General features: G+C 66.6%; 16 protein-coding genes. 11 read left to right on the forward strand and 5 right to left on the reverse strand.

Annotated elements, in window-relative coordinates; genetic code table 11:
* Positions 1 to 690: 690 nt before the first annotated feature.
* The 3 genes from upp to ACQR0Z_RS12925 all read right to left on the reverse strand — a co-directional run bounded on the left by upp (position 691) and on the right by ACQR0Z_RS12925 (position 4,054).
* Positions 691 to 1,320, reverse strand: coding sequence for a uracil phosphoribosyltransferase (gene upp, locus ACQR0Z_RS12915; protein WP_315721502.1), 630 nt, complete (start codon positions 1,318 to 1,320; stop codon positions 691 to 693).
* A gap of 238 nt (positions 1,321 to 1,558) precedes the next feature.
* Entirely contained in the window at positions 1,559 to 2,782 is a 1,224-nt protein-coding gene (locus tag ACQR0Z_RS12920; RefSeq protein ID WP_434918869.1) for a URC4/urg3 family protein, read from the reverse strand.
* Positions 2,783 to 2,797: 15 nt separating this feature from the next.
* Positions 2,798 to 4,054 carry a GTP cyclohydrolase II gene (locus tag ACQR0Z_RS12925; protein WP_434918870.1) on the reverse strand — a complete coding sequence of 419 codons (1,257 nt, stop codon included), beginning with the start codon at positions 4,052 to 4,054 and terminating at the stop codon, positions 2,798 to 2,800.
* A gap of 258 nt (positions 4,055 to 4,312) precedes the next feature.
* Between ACQR0Z_RS12925 and ACQR0Z_RS12930 the strand changes: the two genes are divergently transcribed.
* Entirely contained in the window at positions 4,313 to 5,542 is a 1,230-nt protein-coding gene (locus ACQR0Z_RS12930) for an amidohydrolase family protein (protein WP_434918871.1), read from the forward strand.
* 132 nt (positions 5,543 to 5,674) lie between these two features.
* Positions 5,675 to 6,601, forward strand: coding sequence for an N-carbamoyl-D-amino-acid hydrolase (locus ACQR0Z_RS12935; RefSeq protein WP_434918872.1), 927 nt, complete (start codon positions 5,675 to 5,677; stop codon positions 6,599 to 6,601).
* 307 nt (positions 6,602 to 6,908) lie between these two features.
* Here ACQR0Z_RS12935 and ACQR0Z_RS12940 read toward each other — a convergent pair whose 3' ends face one another.
* Positions 6,909 to 7,568 (reverse strand): aspartate/glutamate racemase family protein, encoded by a 660-nt coding sequence (locus tag ACQR0Z_RS12940; RefSeq protein WP_434855890.1) that lies wholly within the window; start codon positions 7,566 to 7,568, stop codon positions 6,909 to 6,911.
* A gap of 128 nt (positions 7,569 to 7,696) precedes the next feature.
* On the opposite strand from ACQR0Z_RS12940, the gene hydA reads away from it, so the two are divergent.
* The 3 genes from hydA (at position 7,697) to ACQR0Z_RS12955 (ending at position 11,139) form a co-directional block, all read left to right on the forward strand.
* Entirely contained in the window at positions 7,697 to 9,166 is a 1,470-nt protein-coding gene (hydA, locus tag ACQR0Z_RS12945) for a dihydropyrimidinase (protein WP_434855889.1), read from the forward strand.
* A gap of 238 nt (positions 9,167 to 9,404) precedes the next feature.
* The gene (locus tag ACQR0Z_RS12950) at positions 9,405 to 10,376 is read left to right on the forward strand and encodes an NAD-dependent epimerase/dehydratase family protein (RefSeq protein WP_434918873.1); all 972 of its coding nucleotides are present in this window, start codon (positions 9,405 to 9,407) and stop codon (positions 10,374 to 10,376) included.
* A 1-nt stretch (position 10,377) separates the two neighbouring features.
* Positions 10,378 to 11,139: an SDR family oxidoreductase gene (locus tag ACQR0Z_RS12955; RefSeq protein ID WP_434918874.1), complete on the forward strand. Its 762-nt coding sequence runs from the start codon at positions 10,378 to 10,380 to the stop codon at positions 11,137 to 11,139.
* 331 nt (positions 11,140 to 11,470) lie between these two features.
* On the opposite strand, the gene ACQR0Z_RS12960 is transcribed toward ACQR0Z_RS12955, so the two are convergent.
* Positions 11,471 to 12,367 carry a LysR family transcriptional regulator gene (locus ACQR0Z_RS12960; RefSeq protein ID WP_434918875.1) on the reverse strand — a complete coding sequence of 299 codons (897 nt, stop codon included), beginning with the start codon at positions 12,365 to 12,367 and terminating at the stop codon, positions 11,471 to 11,473.
* A gap of 210 nt (positions 12,368 to 12,577) precedes the next feature.
* On the opposite strand from ACQR0Z_RS12960, the gene ACQR0Z_RS12965 reads away from it, so the two are divergent.
* The 6 genes from ACQR0Z_RS12965 to ACQR0Z_RS12990 all read left to right on the forward strand — a co-directional run bounded on the left by ACQR0Z_RS12965 (position 12,578) and on the right by ACQR0Z_RS12990 (position 21,129).
* Positions 12,578 to 13,993 carry an NAD(P)-binding domain-containing protein gene (locus tag ACQR0Z_RS12965; protein WP_434918876.1) on the forward strand — a complete coding sequence of 472 codons (1,416 nt, stop codon included), beginning with the start codon at positions 12,578 to 12,580 and terminating at the stop codon, positions 13,991 to 13,993.
* Positions 13,994 to 14,108: 115 nt separating this feature from the next.
* A complete protein-coding gene (locus ACQR0Z_RS12970; protein WP_434918877.1) occupies positions 14,109 to 15,728 on the forward strand; it encodes an ABC transporter substrate-binding protein in 1,620 nt (539 codons plus the stop codon).
* Between the two features lie 296 nt (positions 15,729 to 16,024).
* Entirely contained in the window at positions 16,025 to 17,056 is a 1,032-nt protein-coding gene (locus ACQR0Z_RS12975; RefSeq protein WP_434918878.1) for an ABC transporter permease, read from the forward strand.
* Between the two features lie 2 nt (positions 17,057 to 17,058).
* Complete coding sequence (locus ACQR0Z_RS12980) at positions 17,059 to 17,919, forward strand: ABC transporter permease (RefSeq protein WP_434857263.1); 861 nt, start codon at positions 17,059 to 17,061, stop codon at positions 17,917 to 17,919.
* A complete protein-coding gene (gene nikE, locus ACQR0Z_RS12985) occupies positions 17,916 to 19,592 on the forward strand; it encodes a nickel ABC transporter ATP-binding protein NikE (protein ID WP_434918879.1) in 1,677 nt (558 codons plus the stop codon). Before ACQR0Z_RS12980 ends, nikE begins: the two co-directional genes overlap by 4 nt.
* A 121-nt stretch (positions 19,593 to 19,713) precedes the next feature.
* Positions 19,714 to 21,129, forward strand: coding sequence for an FAD-binding oxidoreductase (locus tag ACQR0Z_RS12990; protein ID WP_434918880.1), 1,416 nt, complete (start codon positions 19,714 to 19,716; stop codon positions 21,127 to 21,129).
* Positions 21,130 to 21,138: the final 9 nt, after the last annotated feature.

Below are 21,138 nucleotides of genomic sequence, written 5' to 3' on the forward strand. Positions count from 1 at the left end.
ACTGCGCCCGTCGGGCAAATCAGGGTATCTGGTAGCTGCGGCTCGTGCGATGGTGCGATTGACGACTTTTGGAGCAGTGTCGCTCCTGAGCCCGCCGACGTCACGGCGTCGCCGACGAAAACATCAGGCCGCAGCCCCAAATTCGACTGTCGTCCCGGGCAAGCCATGGCGTCGCAACGCGACGTCATGGCGCCGACCCGGGACCCATGACCACAGGCCTCGTTGAGGCGACGAACGACGCTCCATCGTGCTTCAACAACGGCAAGCCGTGGTTATGGATCCCGGGTCTGCGTCCCGACAACCCTGTCGCGTTGCCGTGACTTGCCCGGATGACAGCGGAGTTTGTTGCCATCCGCGCGCCCCAGCGCGAACGCATCAGCGATCGCGATCTCTCGACCTTGGCCTCATGGTTCGAGACGGCGCGCGCTTGTTCGTCGATTGCTCTCACGCGCAGATCGGCGTGCGCCTCCTCACCATGAGGGTCCGGCACCGACGTCGGTGCTGGATCCCGTGCCAGGAACACGCCGAAAGTCGTGTTCCTGAAGACCTGCCTCTCACGAGGCTTCGGCGCAGAGAATTTGGCGACGCCGAATCCTGCCACTCCTCACCCTGAGGAGCGGGCCGAAAGGCGCGCGTCTCGAAGGGCGAGGCCCGGATTACTGCGTCCTATTTGTCGAGTTGATGCGAGCCTTACCGCGTCCCATACGCGCGGTCGCCGGCGTCGCCGAGGCCGGGGACGATGAAGGCGTCGTCGTCGAGGCCGTCGTCGATGGCGGCGGTCCACAGGGTGACGTCGGGATGCAGGCCGCGGACGCGCTCGACGCCTTCGGGGGCGGCGATCATGCAGACCATGCGGATGTCCTTGGCGCCGCGCTCCTTCAGGCGGTCGACCGCGGCGACGGCGCTGTTGCCGGTCGCCAGCACCGGCGTGACGACGACGGCGAGACGCTCCTGCAGGTCGGACGGCGCCTTGAAGAAATACTCGACGGCGGTGAAGGTCTGCGGTTCGCGATAGAGGCCGATATGGGCGACGCGGGCGGTCGGCACGAGGTCGAGCATGCCGTCGACGAAGGTGACGCCGGCGCGCAGCACAGGCACGAACACCAGCTTCTTGCCGGCGATCTTGGCCGATTGCATCCGCGCCAGCGGCGTCTCGACCTCGACTTCCGTGAGCGGCAGATCGCGCGTGACCTCGTAGCAGAGGAGCATGCCGATCTCCTTCAGGAGCTCGCGGAACGACTTGGTCGAGATCGACTTGTCGCGGATCAGGGTCAGCTTGTGCTGCACCAGCGGATGATCGACGACCGTGACGCCTTCCATGGCTTTCATCTCCGACACGTAGGGTGGGCAAAGGCGCGACGCGCCGTGCCCACCGTGATGCTAGCTCAGACTGGAGTGGTGGGCACGCTGCGCTTTGCCCACCCTACGGATACCTCATGGGTTCGTCATTGCGAGGCGCGAAGCGACGAAGCAATCCAGACTTTCTTCGGGGCCCTGGATTGCTTCGCTTCGCTCGCAATGACGGAGCCGCAAGGTCGGTAAGTGTGGTCCAAACCCCTTAAAACACCGTACCGTCGCTGATGATGGTGAGCGGCGGCGAGCCGTCCGGGCGGCGGGCGAAAGCGAGCTTGCGGCCGGCGGCCCAGGTGCCGCCTTCGAGGATGCGGGCCAAGGGCAGTTGTTCTGCGGTCTGGCTTGTACGCTCGCGGATCAGTCCGGCCAGCCGGTCGAGCAGGGCGACCGTCAGCGCGCGCCATTCCACGACCAGCGGCGAGTCGACTTCATGGGCGCGAGAGGCATCGGCGGGATCGCGCAGGACCAGCACGCCGCCGTCGACGAACAGGCCGCCGTTGCGGTATTCGGCGAGGCCGGTGAGGCCGTCGATGGCATCGACCACCAGGCCGGCCCGCTGCAGCGGTTCGATCAGCGAATAGCTCAGCCATTGCGACAGCTTGTGCAGCGGGACGAGACCGGTGGTCGCATCGGCCGTAACAAGCGATTCATGCCGCCAGCAGTCGCCGAGCGCGATGCCTTGCAGCGTCAGGCGTGACGGCCAGATCGGGCCGAGCTGCAGCAGCACCTGCTGCAGGATGTCGGCGGCCTGCAGATGACCGCCGGACGCGCCGGCGGCGAGCTGATCAAACAGACCGCCGGGACGCGGAGCATCCTGTGTTCCGAAGATCTCCGGCTTTGCCGCCGTTGCCTCGCCCAGCCGCCGCAGCAGGGCGACGCGGCCGTCCAATCCGACCAGCGGATTGTCGGGGCTCACCTGAAACCCGCGTTCGAGATCGGCAACGGAGAGCGCTTGCAGCTTCGCCGCATCAGCGCGCAGGGGATCGCGCACATCGGCCGAGAAAGCGCCGTGCTCGAACATGTCGAGGCTCGCCAGCGCAAGTCCCTCGGAGCGGCCGATCTTCGCGCCGGTGACGGCATCCTGATAGCGCCAGGCGGCGCCGGCGCCGGCGTCGAGCAGCACGCTGGTGATGGCGAGATCGAATTCGGCGCGCGCGCGCGCAGCGGCATCCGGCCATTCCACCTTTTCAGCGATTGCAGCCCAGCGATCGACGCCACCGAATACGAAGTGCCGCCAACGCGAATGAAACGGCACCTCGCCGCTCGGATACGCCTTGTTCGTAACGTCTAGCACGAGATCGGCGATTCCCTCGAGCTTGCCGAGATCGACTCGAAAATGCGGCAGCTTGTCGTCGAGCCCGAGGGCAAGCAGCTGATGCGCCCGCTCGCGCACGGCGCGGGCGGACAGAAGGGATGAGACGTCGTCCATGATCAGCCGCTGCGCTCAGTACTTTTCGAGCGGGCGGCCGACGGTGTCGCCGAGCGCTTCGGGCTTCTGCGGCTCCAGCGAGAAATAGCCGGCCGCCTTCTTGGCCGCGATCTCCACATGCGCGTCGGCCGGGATCAGCTCGTCCGGGATCGGCACGCGCTCGACGATGTCGACGCCTTGGCCGACCAAAGCATCATGCTTCATGTCGCTCATCGAGATGAAGCGGTCGATGCGCGTGATGCCGAGCCAGTGGATGACGTCCGGCATCAACTGCTGGAAGCGCGCATCCTGCACGCCGGCGACGCATTCGGTGCGCTCGAAATAGGCCGCGGCGGCGTCGCCGTCCTCCTGGCGCTTGCGCGCATTGTAGACCAGGAATTTCGTGACTTCGCCGAGCGCGCGGCCTTCCTTGCGGTTGTAGACGATGATGCCGAGCCCGCCGTTCTGGCCGGCGGCGACGCATTCCTCGATGCCGTGGATCAGATAGGGGCGGCAGGTGCAGATGTCCGAGCCGAACACGTCGGAGCCGTTGCACTCGTCATGCACGCGACACGTGATCTTCGTCCTGGAGTCGTTCAGCTTGGTGACGTCGCCGAACAGATACACCGTGGTGCCCCCGATCGGCGGCAGGAACACCTGCAGGTCCGGCCGCGTCACCAGCTCCGGATACATGCCGCCGGTCTGCTCGAACAGGCCGCGGCGCAGATTGGTCTCGCTGGTGCCGAAGCGCGCGGCGACGCCGGGCAGGTACCACACCGGGTCGATCGCGATCTTCACCACCGACACGCTGCCATTGGCATGCACCACCTCGCCGTCATGGACGAGGCGCTTGGCGGCGAGCGCGGCGTGCAGTTCCGGCAGCTCGATGCGCGCCTTGGTCACCGCGATCGAGGGGCGGATGTCGATGCCCTCGGCGATCTCGCCGCCAAAGTTCTCGGCGACCAGATGGCCCCAGGGATCGAGCGCGACGATCTTGGCGGGATCGCGCCACTGGCCGAACGGGCCGATGGTGGCGGCGGGATGGGTGTTGGTGAGATCGGGGCGGCGGATCGGATCGAGCGCGCCGGAGGACACCGCAAGCGCGCGGTACACCGTGTAGGAGCCGCCATGGCTGCCGATCACGTTGCGGTCCTGCGGGCGCGATACCGTGCCGATGATCGGCCCGCGCTCGCGCGCGCTCTCGGCGCCCCAATGGAGCGGGAAATTATGCTTGGCGCCTGGCACCGGGTGCGAGGTCAGGCGGATGTGATCCGTACGGTTGGAGCGAGTCATCGGACAGCCACCCCCAAAACGGCAACGGCCCGCCTTGACGACGGGCCTGAGCAGAACGAGTTCACGTTTTCCATACGGGAATATAGCAGCTTTTCCGCAGCAAACAAGGGCGTCGCCGGCGCCCTCTATTTGTAAACGAATGGTGACGAAGCCCCGCCTGCGATGCAGCGCGGTCTGGTCCGCTGGCATGGCGCTTGCCTTTTGAGCGCCGCGCCGCCAGCTTGGGCCGCGCACGGATTCGTCGGCGGCAAAGGCGGCATGGACCTGATCATTCGCAACGCGGTACTGGCGCAGCAAGGCGAGCTGCGCCGCGCCGATATCGGAATTTCCAAAGGCGTGATCGTGGCGATCGAGGCCGCGCTGCAGGCGGACGGCGAGGAGCGCGATGCCGAGAGCTGCCTCGTCGTGCCCGGCTTCATCGAGACGCACATTCATCTCGACAAGACCTGCATCCTCGATCGCTGCACCATCCGGGAAGGGACGGTGGCGGAGGCGGTGCGCGAGACCGCGGCGGCCAAGCGCAATTTCACGGCGGAGGATGTCTACGCCAGGGCGAAGCAGACCGTGGAGCGCTGCGTCAGTCACGGCACGATGCGGATGCGCACCCATGTCGAGCTCGATCCCGGCATCGGCTTCATCGCGTTCGAAGCCATTCAGCAGCTTGCGCGTGACTACGCCTGGGCGCTCGATCTCGAAATCTGCGTGTTTCCGCAGGAAGGCCTGACGAACTATCCGGGCACCGAGGAGCTGCTGATCGAGGGCCTGCGCCGCGGCGCGCGCACCATCGGCGCGGCACCGTATTTCGACACGGATCCGCCGGCGCAGATCGACCGCATCTTCGCGATCGCTAGGGAGCACGACGTTGACATCGACATGCATCTCGACCTCGCCGAGACGCTCGATCACATGCAGATCGAATATGTCTGCCGCAAGACCGAGGAGTACGGCTGGGGCGGCCGCGTCGCGGTCGGCCATGTCACGCAGCTGTCGCTGCTGCCACCGGAGCGCTTCAACGCGATTGCTGTCAAGCTCGCCAATGCCGGCGTTGCCGTTACCGTGTTGCCCTCGACCGATCTGCATCTGATGGGCCGCCGGCAGGATCACGCCATCCCGCGCGGCGTGGTGCCGCTTGAGCCGCTGCGCGAGCACGGCGTGACGTGCTCGCTGTCGACCAACAACGTGCTCAATCCCTTCACGCCCTATGGCGATGGCTCGCTAATCCGCATGGCCAATCTCTACGCCAATGTCTGCCACGTCTCGCGCCCCGACCATCTCGCCGGCTGTCTCGACATGGTGACGCATGATGCGGCGAAGCTGATGCGGCTGGAGGATTACGGCGTGACGGTCGGCGCGCCGGCCGACCTCGTCTGCATCGATGCGCGCGATCCGACCGAAGCGGTGGCGACCTTGGCGCAGCCGCTGTGGGGCCTGAAGCGCGGCCGGCCCTCGTTCTCGCGCACGCGGCCTGTGCTGCATCGGCCAGGATGATCTAGTTGTTACAATGTGATGGTCTATCAACGCGTCATTGCGAGCGAAGCGAAGCAATCCAGAGTCCTTGCGCGGCCCTGGATTGCTTCGCTTCGCTCGCAATGACGGCGGAGTTACTACAGGAGTTCCTTCATGCGCATCATCAACGTTGCCGCCGCCCAGATGGGGCCGATCCAGCGGGCCGAGAGCCGCGAGGCCGTCGTCGCGCGCATGATCGCGCTGCTCGACGAGGCCAAGCGCAAGGGCGCCGATCTCATCGTCTATCCGGAGCTGGCGCTGACCACGTTCTTTCCGCGCTGGTACATGGAGGATCAGGCCGAGGTCGATACATGGTTCGAGCGCGACATGCCGAACGCCGCGGTGCAGCCGCTGTTCGATCGCGCCGCGCAGCACGGCATCGCGATGTATCTCGGCTACGCGGAGCTGACGCCGGATGGGCACCACTACAACACAGCTGCTCTCACCGACCGCGCCAGCAACATCGTCGGCAAGTACCGCAAGGTGCATCTGCCCGGCCACGAAGAATTCGAGCCGGAGCGCAGCCATCAGCATCTGGAGAAGCGCTATTTCGAGCCGGGCGATCTCGGCTTTCCGGTCTGGCGCAATCTCGGCGGGATCATGGGCATGGCGATCTGCAACGACCGCCGCTGGCCGGAGACCTATCGCGTGATGGGGCTGCAGGACGTCGAGCTGGTGCTCATCGGCTACAACACGCCGTCGGTGAACTCGCTGAAATCAGCCGAAGGACTGCAGCAGCGGCTGTTCCACAATCGTCTCTCCGCGCAGGCCGGCGCGTATCAGAATTCGTGCTGGGTGGTCTCGGTGGCCAAGGCCGGGTTGGAAGATGGCCATCATCTGATCGGCGGCAGCCTGATCGTCAATCCCGACGGCGAGATCGTTGCGGAAGCTGTGACGGAGGGCGACGAGGTGCTGGTCGCAGCGTGCGATATGGATGCGACGCGGTTCGGAAAGCAGACGATCTTCGACTTCGCGCGGCATCGCCGCGTGGAGCATTACGGCCTGATCACCAGCCGCACCGGCGCGGTGCCGCCGGAGTGAGGTATGCTGCCTTGTGAGTTGCAGGTGGCGCTGCGTCGCAGACCCCAGTGCGCTCCCTCTCCCCGTTCTTCACGGGGAGAGGGTTGGGGTGAGGGGCAGCCACGCCCACCGACCGTGCGGAGGGTCCCGTTCAGTCGGATTGCATCTTGCGATGCTACCATACCGCGGAAGCTATCGAGGGACGTCACTGGTAGTTGCCTGTCTCATCCCGGCCGGTGGCTATGGGTCCCGGCTCGGAGGCCGGGACGACAGCGGAGGGTAGGTCGGGCAGAGCAGCGCAGGCGGCGCCGCGAGATTTGCGAAGCAATCAGCTGCTAAACGCCACCGCGCCGAGCGCCATGGTCACCGCGGCCTGCGTCGGGTCGATCACCGGAATGCCCAGCGCGTCTTCCAGATTCTTGCGATGCCGCGCCATGCCGGCGCAACCCATGACGATGGCGCCGGCGCCGTCCTCGTCGCGGAGCGCGCGGCCGACCGTGATCATCTTCGCCAGCGTGCCTTCACCCGAGGCCGTCTCCGCCACCGTCATGTCGAGCGGCCGCTCGGCGGCCAACCGGTCCATCAGGCCCATCTGGCGGAGATAGCGGATGTGGCGGCGGATCGAGCGTTGCGCGATAGCGAGCACGCCGAAGGTGTCGGCGCGGGTCAGCGCGGTCAGCACGCCGCATTCGGCGATGCCGAGCACCGGCCGCGTCGTCGCCTCGCGGCAGACGTGCAGGCCGGGGTCGCTGTAGCAGGCGATGACGAATGCGCTGGAGGCGTTGTCGCCCTCGACGAAGCGGCGCAGCGGCAGCGCGACGCTGTCGGCATCCTTCTGGCTCTCGACGCCGTAGGGTCCTTCCTTCAAGGTCTCGCAGACGATCTCCGGTCCTTCCGCGAACATCAGTGGCTTGAGCGCCGCCGCGAGGCCGTCGGTCACCACCTGGTTGGAGTTCGGGTTGATCACGGTGATGCGCGGGCGGGACATGGGTGTTACCTGCTTCTTCGGAGTTGACGTCGCCCGACAGGCAACCACTATGCCACCGCGGACGCAAGCAGGCCGTCGCGGCCTCATCACGTCCACGCCGTTCCATCTGGCAGAACTAGGAGATCGCGATGACCGAGCCGGCCTATGACCTGATCATCCGGGGAGGGCGCGTCGCCACCACCACCGACACGTTCGAGGCCGACGTCGCGATCTCCGGCGAGACGATCGCGGCGATCGGCCGCGGGCTCGGGCCCGCTAAGCGCGAGATCGATGCGCGCGGCAAATACGTGCTGCCCGGCGGCGTCGACAGCCATTGCCATATCGAGCAGCTCTCGGCCGCCGGCATCGTCAATGCCGATACCTTCGAGAGCGCGACGACCTCGGCCGCGTATGGCGGCACCACATCGGTGATCTCCTTCGCCGCGCAGCATGTCGGTATGCAGCTGCCGCAGGTGCTGGAGGACTATCACGCGCTGGCGCGCAAGGGCGCGGTGATCGACTACGCGTTCCACATGATCATCGCCGATCCGACCAAGGAGACCTTGGAGCGCGATCTGCCGGCGCTGATCCGGCAGGGCCATGGCTCGATCAAGATCTTCATGACCTACGACCGGCTCAAGATCGACGATGAGCCGCTGCTCGACATCCTCGTCGCCGCGCGCGAGGGCGGCGCGATGCTGTGCGCGCATGCCGAGAACCACGGCATCATCTCCTGGATGGTGAAGCGGCTCTTGGCGCGCGGCTACACTGCGCCGAAATACCACGCCATCAGCCATGCGCGCTTCTCCGAGGCCGAGGCGTTCAACCGGCTGATCGGCATGGCGGCGCTGGTCGATCAGCCGATCATGATCTTCCACGTCTCGACCGCCGAAGGCGCCAAGGTCATCCGCGACGCGCGCGGGCAGGGGCTGAAAGTGTTCGCGGAGACCTGTCCGCAATATCTGTTCATGACGGCCGACGATCTGGACAAGCCGGGCATCGAAGGCGCGAAGTGGATGTGCAGCCCGCCGCCGCGTCGCGCGCCGGACCAGGAGGCGCTGTGGCAGGCGCTATCGCTCGGCGACCTGCAGACGATCTCGTCGGATCACGCACCGTACCGCTTCGACGAGACCGGCAAGCTGCGCGCCGGTCCGAACCCGAACTTCAAGCAGATCGCCAACGGCCTGCCGGGCCTGGAACTGCGGCTGCCGCTGCTGTTCGACGCGATGGTGTCGAAGGGCCGGCTCGGCCTCAACAAGTTCGTCGAGCTGACGTCGACGGCGCCGGCCAAGATCTACAATCTGCATCCGCGCAAGGGCGCGATCGCGATCGGCGCCGACGCCGACATCGCGCTGTGGGATCCGGACAAACGCGTCACGATCAGCGATGCCGCCATGCACGACCTCGCGGGCTACACGCCGTTCGCCGGCCGCAGCGTACAGGGCTGGCCGGTGACCGTGCTGTCGCGCGGTCGGGTGATTGTTGATGACGGCAAGGTCTCGGTGCAGCCCGGCTCCGGCCAGTTCCTCGCCCGCAGCGGCGGCGAGGCGGCGAAGCCGACGGGACGGCTGGTGGCGGACATGGATCCCGAGCAGAACTTTGGGGCGACGCTGCTGTGAGCATGTCGGCGAGAGATCACGGGCCTCGTCCTTCGAGACGGTCGCTTCGCGACCTCCTCAGGATGAGGGGAGAGAGCAGGGCAGGCGGCGCGCACGCTGCGTTTCCTCTCCATGAACACGCCTCTTGGCGTGTTCATGGTCGGTGTGCAGGACCCGCTTGGGTGCCAGAACCTCATGGTGAGGAGGCTGCGCCAGCAGCCGTCTCGAATCATGAGGCCCCGATGGAGAGGCTTCTCGCATGCATGTCCTGATCTTCGGCGGCGCCGGCTTTGTCGGGCTCAACATCGCGCAAGGCTTGTTGGAGCGCGGACACCGCGTGACCGTGTTCGATGCGGCGCCGCTGCCGAGTGCCGCGCAACGCGCCTTCGCTTCTCATGGTGAGCGGCTGCAAGTTATCAAAGGCGATGTGACCGATGCGGCTGCCGTCGCGACGGCGGTCGGCTCCGGCTGCGATGCCGTCGTCATGGGCGCTGCGATCACCGCCGGTCCCGAGCGCGATGCGTCCGATCCCGAGCGCATCCTGGCGGTCAATCTGCTGGCGCAAGTGCCGATCCTGCAGGCGGCGCGGCTCAGCGGTGTCCGGCGCGTGATCAATCTGTCGTCCGCTGCATCCTACGGCGCCAGCGGCCAGCGCTTTGCCGTGCTGGAGGAGACGACGCCGTGCGAACCGGTGTCGCTGTATGCGATCACGAAATTCACCTCCGAGCGCGTCGCCGCGCGGCTGTCGGATCTTTGGAAGACCGACGTGATCAGCGTGCGGCTGTCCGCGGTGTTCGGCCCGTTCGAGCGCGGCGGCGGCGTGCGTGACACGCCGTCGCCGCAGGCGCTGATCGCGGCCTGCTGCGTGCGCAACGAGCCGGCGCTGCTGAACGAACCGGGCGACAAGGACTGGGTCTACGCCGTCGACGTCGCCGATGCCGTGTGTGTGCTTCTCGAAGCCGAGAAGCCCCAGCAGACGCTCTACAACATTTCGAACGAGGCGACGTTCACGGCCGAGGAGTGGGGCCGCGCGTTCGCGGCCGGCCGGGCCGGATTCACGTGCCGGCTCGCAGAGCACGGCGAGACGCCGACGGTGCCGGTGTTCGCGCCGGTGCGCGGCCGGCTGTCGACGACGCGGCTGGCGGACGAATTCGGCTGGCGCGCGCGGTTCGATTGCGCTGGTTCGGCCGAGCATTTCGGTCGCTGGTTCGATCAGTACGTGAGGGATTGAGATGAGGCTGAAGGACAAGGTCGCAATCATCACCGGCGGCGGCTCCGGCATCGGCCGCGCCAGCGCCGTGATGTTCGCGCGTAAAGGCGCGTTCCTCGCCCTGGTCGATCGCGATGCTGCCGGTGCGGACGAGACGCTGGCGCTGGTCCGTGATGCCGGCGGGAACGGCAGCGTCCATGTCGGCGATGTCGGCGATGCCGCGTTCGCCAAGGCGACCATTGAAGGCGTGGCCGCGGCGCGTGGCCGGCTCGACGTGCTGATGACCGCGGCGGGCTTCTCCTGTGGCGGCACGGTGGTCACGACCGATCCTTCCGATTGGGACGCGGTGTTTCGCGCCAATGTCGGCGGCACCTGGCTGTGGGCGAAGGTCGCGGTGCCGATCATGCAGGCGCAGAAGGCGGGATCGATCATCACTGTCGCTTCGCAACTCGCCGTCGCCGGCGGCAAGGGCAACAGTGCCTATATCGCCGCCAAGGGCGCGATCATCAGCCTGACCCGCACCATGGCGGTCGATTTCGCCACCGACGGCATCCGCGTCAACGCGCTGGCCCCGGGCGCGATCGATACGCCGCTGCTGCGCCGGAGCTTTGCGCGCCATGCCGATCCCGAGCCGGTCCGCGACGCCTCGCGCCAGCGCCATGCGATGAAGCGGTTCGGAGAGGCCGATGAGGTGGCGGCGGCGGCGCTGTTTCTGGCGAGCGACGAGGCGTCATTCACGACGGGCATCGTGCTGCCGGTGGATGGCGGGTGGCTGGCGGCGTAGGGCCGCAAGTTTCGAGGTGAGCTGGTAGGCGACGCCTGACTTTGATTTGAAGCGAAGCTCGCGCCGCGGCGGCGGTCGGCTCCCCTCCCCCTTGCGGGGAGGGGTTGGGGGTGGGGGTCCCCGGGCGCTGAACTTCGTGAAATCCCCCGGCCCTTCCGGATCTGGGGCCTGAGAGCAAGGCTCCTTTCCGCGCTGTTCGATCTTCAGCAATTATTCGAGCGCCTCACATCGAGCCGGACTCTCGGGGACCCCCACCCCCGACCCCTCCCCGCAAGGGGGAGGGGAGCTCACCGGTTGCGCGGAGAGAGGTCGGATCCCAACAGACAAGCAATTATCGCTTCCCCGTCGCCCCCTTCCGATCGCGTCCGCGCAAGATGTCCGCCAGCGCTGCGGCATTCCGCGACAGCGGCTCGAAGCGCGGCGTCAGCAGATAGGCGCGCATCGGGGTCCTCGGCAGCAGCGGACGCGCGATGAGGTCGGGCCAAGCGCGGCCGCGCAGGACGAATTCGTCGACCACCGCGAGGCCGGCGCCGGCGCGGACCATGGCGCAGGCGTCGGGGGTGTAGCGCACGATCGTCGTGGGGTCCGGGCCGCCGGCCAAGGCCGACGTGACGATGTGGCCGTAGGGCGTCTGCGGGCCGAAGCCGACCAATGGATAGGGCAGCATATCCTTCGGCCGGATGCTGCGCAGTTTTGCCAGCGCATGATCCGCCGGCATGATCACGTGGAGCGCGCCTTCCGCGATGGCCTCCACCGCCACCGTGGGCTCGTCGACCGGCAGCACGGTGACGCCGACATCGGCGCGCGCGGTGCCGACACGGTTGACGATCTCCAGCAGCGTCAGCGATTCGAACTCGACGCGCAGGTCGGGAAAGCGGCTGCGCAGCCGCGCCAGGGCGTCCGGCACCATGCCGTATCCCGCGCTCGGGCTGGCCACGACGCGAATGGTGCCGGTGCCGCCGGCACGCAATTCGTCGGCGAGATCGTTGATGCGCGCGACGCCGCGATGGATGTGCTCGACCTCGGCGAACAGCCGCTTCGCTTCCGGCGTCGGCTGCACCCGGCCGCTGATGCGCTCGAACAGCTTCAGCTTCAGGCCGTCCTCGGTGTAGGCCAAGAGCCGGCTGATGGCGGGCTGTGACACCGACAACAGCCGCGCGGCGCCGCTGATCGAGCCGGTGATCATGATGGCGCGGAAGACCTCGATCTGGCGCAGATTGAGCGGCATGCGACCTCTTGTCTCGCTGCGGGTGCGGATCAACTGTAGCCGCGCCGGCCCTCCCATAACAAGCTGTTATGGGCAGCGGACAAATCGGTATGGAAGGCTTCAGGTCCGCTTTGCTAAGCTTCATGTGCCGGGTGACATGACTGATGGAGAGAGCGTGAGCGACAGCAAGCGTGTCGACCGCGATTGCGCGTGTTTCAGCCGGTGGTCAGCATGAGCGACGGTCTCGCTAGGCTGACAGCCCAGGTTCGCAGCGATCTTGCCAAGATCGCCCATCCCACCATGCCATGGTTGACGCCCGTCACCGGTCCCGACGGCCGGGCTGCGCTCGACGTGCTGATCGTCGGCGGCGGCCAGTCGGGTCTTGCGACTGCGTTCGCGCTGCTGCGCTCGCGCGTCAGCAACATCCTCGTGCTCGACAAGGCCGAGGAGGGCCGCGAAGGGCCGTGGCTCACTTATGCGCGCATGCCAACCCTGCGCAGCCCCAAGGATTTCACCGGACCCGACCTCGACATTCCCTGCCTGACCTATCAGGCATGGCACGAGGCGAAGTTCGGCAGCGACAGTTGGCGCGATCTTAACCTGATCCCGCGCGAATATTGGGCAGACTATCTCGCCTGGTATCGCGAAGTGCTCGACCTTCCCGTGCGCAATGCTTGCGAGGTCGTCGACATCGCGCCGGCTGCCGATGGACTGCTCAAGGCGACGGTGCGCAGCAAGGACGGCGAGACCGCGCTTTACGCGCGCAAGATCGTGCTCGCGACCGGCCAGGAAGGCATGGGCGATTGGAGCATCCCGGAACCGCTGCGCCATCTCCCCGCGACGCGCTGCGCGCATTCCGGTGCCGAGATCGACTTCGATGCTCTGCGCGGCCGCCGCGTCGCGGTGATCGGCGCCGGCGCGTCCGCGTTCGACAACGCGGCCGTTGCTCTCGAGGCCGGTGCTGGCAGCGTCGATCTGTTGTGCCGCCGCGCGGAAATCCAGCTCATTCAGCCGTATCGCTGGCTGACCTTCCGCGGCTTCCTGCGGCACTTCTCCGAGCTCGATGATGTCTGGCGCTGGCGCTTCATGAATGCAGTCCTGGGTCTGCGCGAAGGCTTTCCGCAGCACACCTATGATCGCTGCGCCCGCCATGACGCGTTCCATCTGCATGAAGGGGCGCCTTTGATCGCGGCGCGCCAGACCGCCGATGGCGTCGTGCTGCAGACGGCGAAAGGGGAGATCACGACGGATTTCGTGATCAGCGCGACCGGCATCTCGATGGACTTCACCAAGCGGCCGGAGCTGCAGCGCTTCGCTGCGAACATCGCACGCTGGTCGGACCGCTACACGCCCGATGAGAGCGAGCGCAACGACCGGCTCGGCGCCTTCCCCTATCTCGCCGACGACTACGCGCTATCAGAGCGCAAGGCAGGCGAGACGCCGTGGATCCGCGATATCCATGTGTTCGCTATCGCCTCGACGATGAGCTTCGGCGCATCGGGATCCTCCATCAATGCGATGACGACGGCGGTGCCGAAGCTCGTGCATGGTCTGACGCGCGGATTGTTTACGGCCGATATCGACAAGCATTGGGCCAACTTCCAGGCCTATGATGTGAGGCAGGCCGAAGTGCGCCGTGGCACGTGATTTGCTGACGACGTGAGCTGCAAACCAAGTGAGCTGCTAGTGCGCGGATATCGCTGGTGACTGTTAACCAATGTTTTTAGTCCCGGATTTTGAGACTGATGAGGGAACAAGGGCGATGAGTTTCGAAATGTCCAAACGTTCGTTGTTCGCGGCGACCGCGTTGCTTGCGGTGACACTCGCGGCGCCGTCGGCGCATGCGCAGAGCCGTGCGGAGACGTTGCGCTATGTCACCGGTGCGACCGTCAATACGCTCGATCCGAACATTCCGGGCTCGACGCGCGAAGCCTTCGCGCTGTCGATGTCGAGCTACGACCGGCTGGTTTCGTTCGGCCGCAAGCAGCTCAATGGTAAGTGGGTGTTCGATCTCGACACCATCACCGGCGAGCTCGCCGAATCCTATTCGGTCAGCGCGGATGGCCTGAAGATCACCTTCAAGCTGCGTCCCGATGCCAAGTTCCAGGACGGCTCGCCGGTCACGGCCGAGGACGTCAAATGGTCGCTCGACCGTTGCGTCACCGCGCCGATCCTCGGCAAGGCGCAGCTGCTGACGGGCTCGCTGACCTCGGCCGATCAGTTCAAGGTGATCGATCCCCTGACCATCGAAGTCACCTTGCCGAAGCCGGACAAGCTGGCGCTGCCGAACCTCGCCACCGTCTATCCGATCATCATCAACTCCAAGCTCGCCAAGGCGCATGCGACGGCTGACGATCCGTGGGCGCTGAACTGGACCAAGGAGAACGCGGCGGGCAGCGGCGCCTACATCGTCGAGACATTCAAGCCCGGCGAGCAGGTGATCGCCAAGCGCAACGACGCCTGGAACCGCGGCACGCCGGACAAGCCGGCGGCGTTCAAGCGCCTGATCATCCAGTCGGTGCCGGAGCCGGCGACGCGCGCCAACCTCGTCGAGCGCGGCGACGCGGATCTGGTGATCGATCTGCAGGCCAGCGACGTGCAGTCGCTCGAAGGCAAGGGCAAGCTGAAGGTGATCTCGACCCCGCAATACAATGCGGTGACCTTCATCTCGATGAACAACACCATTCCGCCGTTCGACAATGTCAATGTGCGCCGCGCCATTGCTTACGCGCTGCCCTATGACGACATGTTCAAGGCCGCCTTGTTCGGCCGCGGCGCGCCGCTGTACGGCGCGACCTGGGCCGACGGCAAGCCGCCGAGCGGCGGCTATCCGATCCCGCAGCCGATCAAGCTCGACCTGGAGAAGGCGAAGGCCTATCTGAAGGACGCCGGCATGCCGGACGGGTTCTCCACGACGTTCAGCTTCAACGTCGGCCAGGCTGCGACCGCCGAGCCGATGGCCGCGCTCGTCAAGGAATCGCTCGGAAAGATCGGCATCAAGGTCGATATCCAGAAGCTGCCGGATGCGCAGATGTCGACCGCGATCAACGAGAAGAAGCTGCCGTTCTTCATCGAGGGCATCGTCGCCTGGCTGCCGTCGACCGACTATTTCTACCGCAACTTCTACACCGGCAAGCAGCGCTGGAACTACTCCTCGACCGACAATGCCGAGCTGGAGAAGATCGCCCAGGAGGCGCGCTTCGAGGCCGACAAGGCGAAATACGAGGCCGAGGGCAAGGCGCTCAACGCGATCCACTTCGACCAGATGTTCCAGATCCCGATCTGGCAGGCGGCCCAGGACGCGGTGATGCAGCCGACGGTGGACGGCTACGTCTACCAGTTCACGCGTCAGGTCGATTATCGTAACCTGAGCCGGAAGTAGGGCGATCAGGCGGCTCAGGATGTTTCCATCGGGAGAGAAAGCTTCGCTCTTCTGAAGTTGGACTAAAGCTCGTGCCGCGCTGCAACTGCGCTCCCTCTCCCCGTTCTTACGGGGAGAGGGTTGGGGTGAGGGGCAGACGCACGGGCAGTGCACGTGGTGAGACCTGTACCCCCTCACCCGGATTGCATCTGTCGATGCAATCCGACCTCTCCCCGCAAGCGGGGAGAGGTGATCCCGAGCCCCGGCGGACCGGTGCGCCTCGCTCACGATGGATTGTTTTAGGAGACGGAAGACCCATGAACACGATCGGCGCAACTCTGCTGCGGGCGGGACGACGCTTCGTCTCGTCGCTGCCGGCGCTGTTCGGCGTCCTGGTCTTCACCTTCCTGCTGATGCGCGTGCTGCCGGGGGATCCGGCCGTGTTCTTCGCCTCCGGCCCCAACGCCGGCAAGGAGGAGATCGAGGTCATCCGCAAGCAGCTGGGGCTCGACAAGCCGCTGCCGAACCAGCTCGTGATCTACCTGACCGACGTTGCCCGCGGCAATCTCGGCCGCTCGATGATGACCGGGCAGGCGGTTGCCAAGGACCTCAAGGAGCGCCTGCCGGCCTCGCTCGAGCTGACCTTGACGGCGCTGCTGATCGCGCTGGTCTCGGCCGTGCCGCTGGGCGTCATCGCAGCGCTCAGGCCGGGATCGCTGATCGATCACGGCGTGCGGCTGTTCTGCTCGCTCGGCGTCTGCGTGCCCACCTTCGTCTCTGGTCTGTTGTTGATCTACGTGTTTTACTATCTGTTCGGCATTGCGCCCGATCCCACGGGCCGCATCGACATCTTCGCGAGCCTGCCGCCGCAGCGGACCGGTTTCCTGATCATCGACTTCCTGCTCGCCGGCGATATCGAGGGCTGGTGGGCGGCGGCGCGGCAGCTGATGCTGCCGGCCGTTACGATGGCGCTGTTCGTGATCGCGCCGCTGGCGCGCATCACCCGCGCGTCGATGCTGGTCTCGCTCGGCAGCGATTTCGTCCGCACCGCGCGCTCGGTCGGGCTATCGTGGTGGCGCATCGTCGTGACCTACGCCTTGCGGAACGCGATCCTCCCCGTCATTACCATCGCCGGCATCGTGTTCTCCACCATGCTGGGCGCGAACGTGCTGGTCGAGAAGGTGTTCTCCTGGCCCGGCGTCGCGTCCTACGCGCTCGACGCGCTGCTGGTCTCGGACTACGCGCCGGTGCAGGGCTTCGTGCTGCTGATGGCGACGATCTTCGTGATCGTCAATCTGCTCGTCGATCTTCTCTACGGCATGGCCGATCCCCGCGCGACGGTGGCATGAGCATGACCACGATCGAGACCTCATCCACGCTGCGTCACACCGCCTTCGTGCTGCGCGGCAACCCCGTCACCGCGATCGCCGCCGGCGGTGCCGTTCTGCTGGCGCTGATGGCGATCTTCGCGCCTTGGCTCGCGCCCTACGACCCCATTGCCTCCGACGTGCCGGCCGCCTTGCAGCCGCCGAGCGCGGCGCACTGGTTCGGCACCGACCAGCTCGGCCGCGACGTGCTCAGCCGCTTGATCGTGGCGAGCCGGCTCGATCTCACCATAGCCGTGACCGCGGTCGCGGTGTCCTTCGCGATCGGCTCGGTGATTGGCGCGCTCTGTGGTTATGCCGGCGGCAGGCTCGACAAGGCGGTCGGGCGCTTCGTCGACGTGCTGATGGCGTTTCCGCTGTTCGTGCTGGCGATGGCAATGGTCGCGGCGCTCGGCAACCGCGTCGAGAACATCGTGATCGCGACGGCGATCATCAACCTGCCGTTCTACATCCGCTTTGCGCGCGCCGAGGTGAACATCCGCCGCAACCTCGGCTGGGTCGAGGCCGCGCGCGCCTGCGGCGAGAGCCATGTCGCGGTGGTGCTGCGCTTCCTGCTGCCCAACGTGCTGCCGGCGATGGCGGTGCAGATGTCGCTCAATCTCGGCTGGGCAATCCTCAATGCCGCGGGTCTCTCCTTCATCGGTCTCGGCGTCAAGCCGCCGACCCCGGAATGGGGTATCATGGTCGCCGAGGGCGCGCGCTTCATCTCGACGGGACGCTGGTGGCTGGTGGCGTTCCCGGGCTTGGCGCTGATGAGCGCCGTGCTGTGCTTCAACCTGCTGGGTGACGGGCTGCGTGATATTCTCGACCCGAGGATGCGCACGTGACCGCATCTGCAAGCCAGTCGCCGCTGCTCGAGGTCGAGAACCTGAAGGTTTCCTTCTCAACGCGTCGCGGCCTCGTCGAGGCCGTGCGCGGCGTGTCGCTGTCGCTGCAGCCGGGAGAGATGCTTGGCCTCGTCGGCGAGAGCGGCTCCGGCAAGTCGGTGACGGGTTTTGCCGTCACCCATCTGCTCGACAAGGCTGGCCGCATTACCGACGGCCGCATCCGCTTCAAGGGCCAGGACATCACCCGTGCTGGCGGCGCCGATCTGCGCAGCCTGCATGGGGCTGCGATGTCGATGATTTTTCAGAACCCGCGCGCGGCGTTGAACCCGATCCGCACCATCGGCCAGCAGGTCGCGGATGCGATCCTCGCGCATCGACGGCTGTCGCGGCAGGAGGCGCTGGCCGAGGCGCTGAACCTGCTCAAGGCCGTGCAGATCCGCGATCCCGAGCGGCGCATGAGCGCGTATCCGCACGAACTCTCCGGCGGCATGTGCCAGCGCGTGATGATCGCGGTCGCGATCTCCTGCAATCCGTCGCTGCTCATCGCCGACGAGCCGACCACCGGCCTCGACGTCACCACGCAGAAGGTGGTGATGGACCTGCTCGCCAAGATCGCGGCCGACCGCGGCATGGCGACGATCCTGATCACGCATGATCTCGGCCTCGCCGCGCGCTATTGCGCGCGCGTGGTGGTGATGGAGCAGGGCAGGCTGGTCGAGGAGGCCGAGCCGCTGACCTTGTTCCACCGGCCGCAGCATCCCTACAGCAAGCGGCTGGTCGCGGCGTCGCCGACCGCGACCTCGCGCATCGAGGATCTCGTGCCCGGAGGCGAGACGATTCCGCTGGTCGAGGTCACCGAGCTGCCGCCCGCGCCGCACGGCACGCCGCTGCTGCTCGACGTCAAGAACATCGTCAAGCGCTTCGACGACGGCACCATCGGCGTCGCCGATTTCTCGATGACCATGCGGGGCGGCGAGAGCGTCGGCCTGGTCGGCGAGAGCGGCTCCGGCAAGAGCACGACCTCGCGGATGATCTGCCGGCTGCTCGACCCGAGCGAAGGCGAGATCCTGTTCGACGGCCAGTCGATCGGCGGCATTCCGGCGCGCGACTTCCACCGCTCCGAGCTGCGCAAGGACATCCAGATCGTCTTCCAGGATCCGAACGACAGCCTCAATCCGCGCTACACCGCGTTCGACTGCATCGCGCATCCGCTGTTCCGGCTGATGAACATGCGCTCGGGCGAAACGATGCGCCAGCGCGTCGAGGAATGCGCCGAGCGCGTCGGCCTGCCGCGCGAGCTGCTGCAGCGCTTTCCGCACCAGCTCTCCGGCGGGCAGAAGGCGCGCGTCGGCATCGCCCGCGCGATCGCCTGCAAGCCGCGGCTGCTGGTGCTCGACGAGCCGACCGCGGCGCTCGACGTCTCCGTGCAGGCGGTAGTGCTGCAGCTTCTCAACAAGCTCCGGCGCGAGGACAATCTCGCCTTCCTGTTCGTCAGCCACGATCTCAACGTCGTCCGCATGATGTGCGACCGCACCATCGTGCTGCGCACCGGGGCTATCGTCGAGCAGGGCGAGAGCCGGGCGCTGTTCGCCAATCCGCAGACCGACTACACCCGCGAGCTGGTCGACGCGGTCCCCCACATCGCCCCGCCGATGGCGCTGGCGACGGCCTGAGCCCGGACCCATAACAATCGATTATGGACGGCGGACAACTTGGTATTGGGGGCTGCGCTGCCCATCCTGTTAGTTTGCGAAAATCGCAAAACGATCACCGACAAAGGTCTCCGCGCGCGTCATGACGAAGCTGATCACCACGTTGCAGGGTCTTGTCGGTGCCTCTCATGTCCTGACCGCGCCGCAGGATCAGGCGACCTATCTGCGCGACTGGCTCGGCAAATATCACGGCGCGGCGATCGCCGTGGTGCGGCCCGGATCGACGGCCGAGGTTGCGGCCGTGATGGCGGCCTGCGCCGAGGCGCGCGTCGCCGTGGTGCCGCAGGGCGGTCACACCAGCCTGTCGGGCGGCGCCACGCCGGATGCGAGCGGGAGCGCGATCGTGCTGTCGCTGTCGCGGATGAACCGCATCCGCGCGGTCGATGCGATCGGACAGACCATCGTGGTCGACGCCGGTGTCGTGCTCGCCAAGGTGCAGGATGCCGCGCGCGAAGCGGGCCTGTTCTTCCCGCTCAGCCTGGGGTCCGAGGGCAGCTGCACCGTCGGCGGTAATCTGGCGGCCAATGCCGGCGGCGTCGCCGTGCTGCGCTATGGCGTGATGCGCGAGCTGACGCTCGGGCTCGAAGTCGTGCTGCCGGACGGGCGCATCTGGGACGGTCTGCGGTCGCTGCGCAAGGACAACACCGGCTATGCGCTGCGCGATCTCTTCATCAGTTCGGAAGGCACGCTCGGCATCATCACGGGCGCGGTGCTGAAGCTGTTCCCGCAGCCGACCGCGCGCGCCACCGCCTTCGTCGCCGTCGCCGATGCCGCCGCTGCACTCAAGCTGCTGCAGCGCTCGCGCGCCCGTTGCGGCGATCGCCTGACGGCGTTCGAATTCCTGACCGCGGCAACGCTCGAAATGATCACGCGGCAGATGCCGGATGCGCGGTTGCCGTTTCCGGCATTGCCTGAGGCCGCCGTGCTGATCGAGCTCAGCGACATCGGCGAGGAGGCCGCGCTGACGGCGCGGCTCGAAACGACGTTGACCGACGCCATGGCAGAAGGACTCGTCGCCGACGCCGTCATTGCACAGGATGGCACCCAGGCCAAGGCGTTCTGGCGCGTGCGCGAGAGCGTATCGGAAGCCCTGGTACGCGAGGGCAAGGCGCTGAAGCACGACGTCGCCGTGCCCGTCGCCGAGATCGCCGACTTCGTCGATGTGATGGATGCCGCCGTCGGCGCCGCGCTGCCTGGCATCCGCCCCATGGTGTTCGGCCATCTCGGCGACGGCAATCTGCACTACAACCTGATGCGGCCGCTCGACATGAGCGAGGCCGAGTTCTACCAGCGCGGCCCGCGCATCACTCGCCTCGTCCACGACGAGATCACCCGCCGCCGCGGCTCGATCAGCGCGGAGCACGGCATCGGCCAGCTCCGCACCTCCGAGATGCCGCTGTGCAAGCCCCCGCTCGAGCTCGAGTTGATGCTGCAGCTCAAGCGCACGCTCGATCCGCATGGGCTGATGAACCCGGGCAAGCTGCTGCCAGAGGCATAAGACGGACCG

The sequence above is a fragment of the Bradyrhizobium sp. HKCCYLS3077 genome (genome assembly GCF_051167555.1).
Lineage (GTDB): Bacteria > Pseudomonadota > Alphaproteobacteria > Rhizobiales > Xanthobacteraceae > Bradyrhizobium.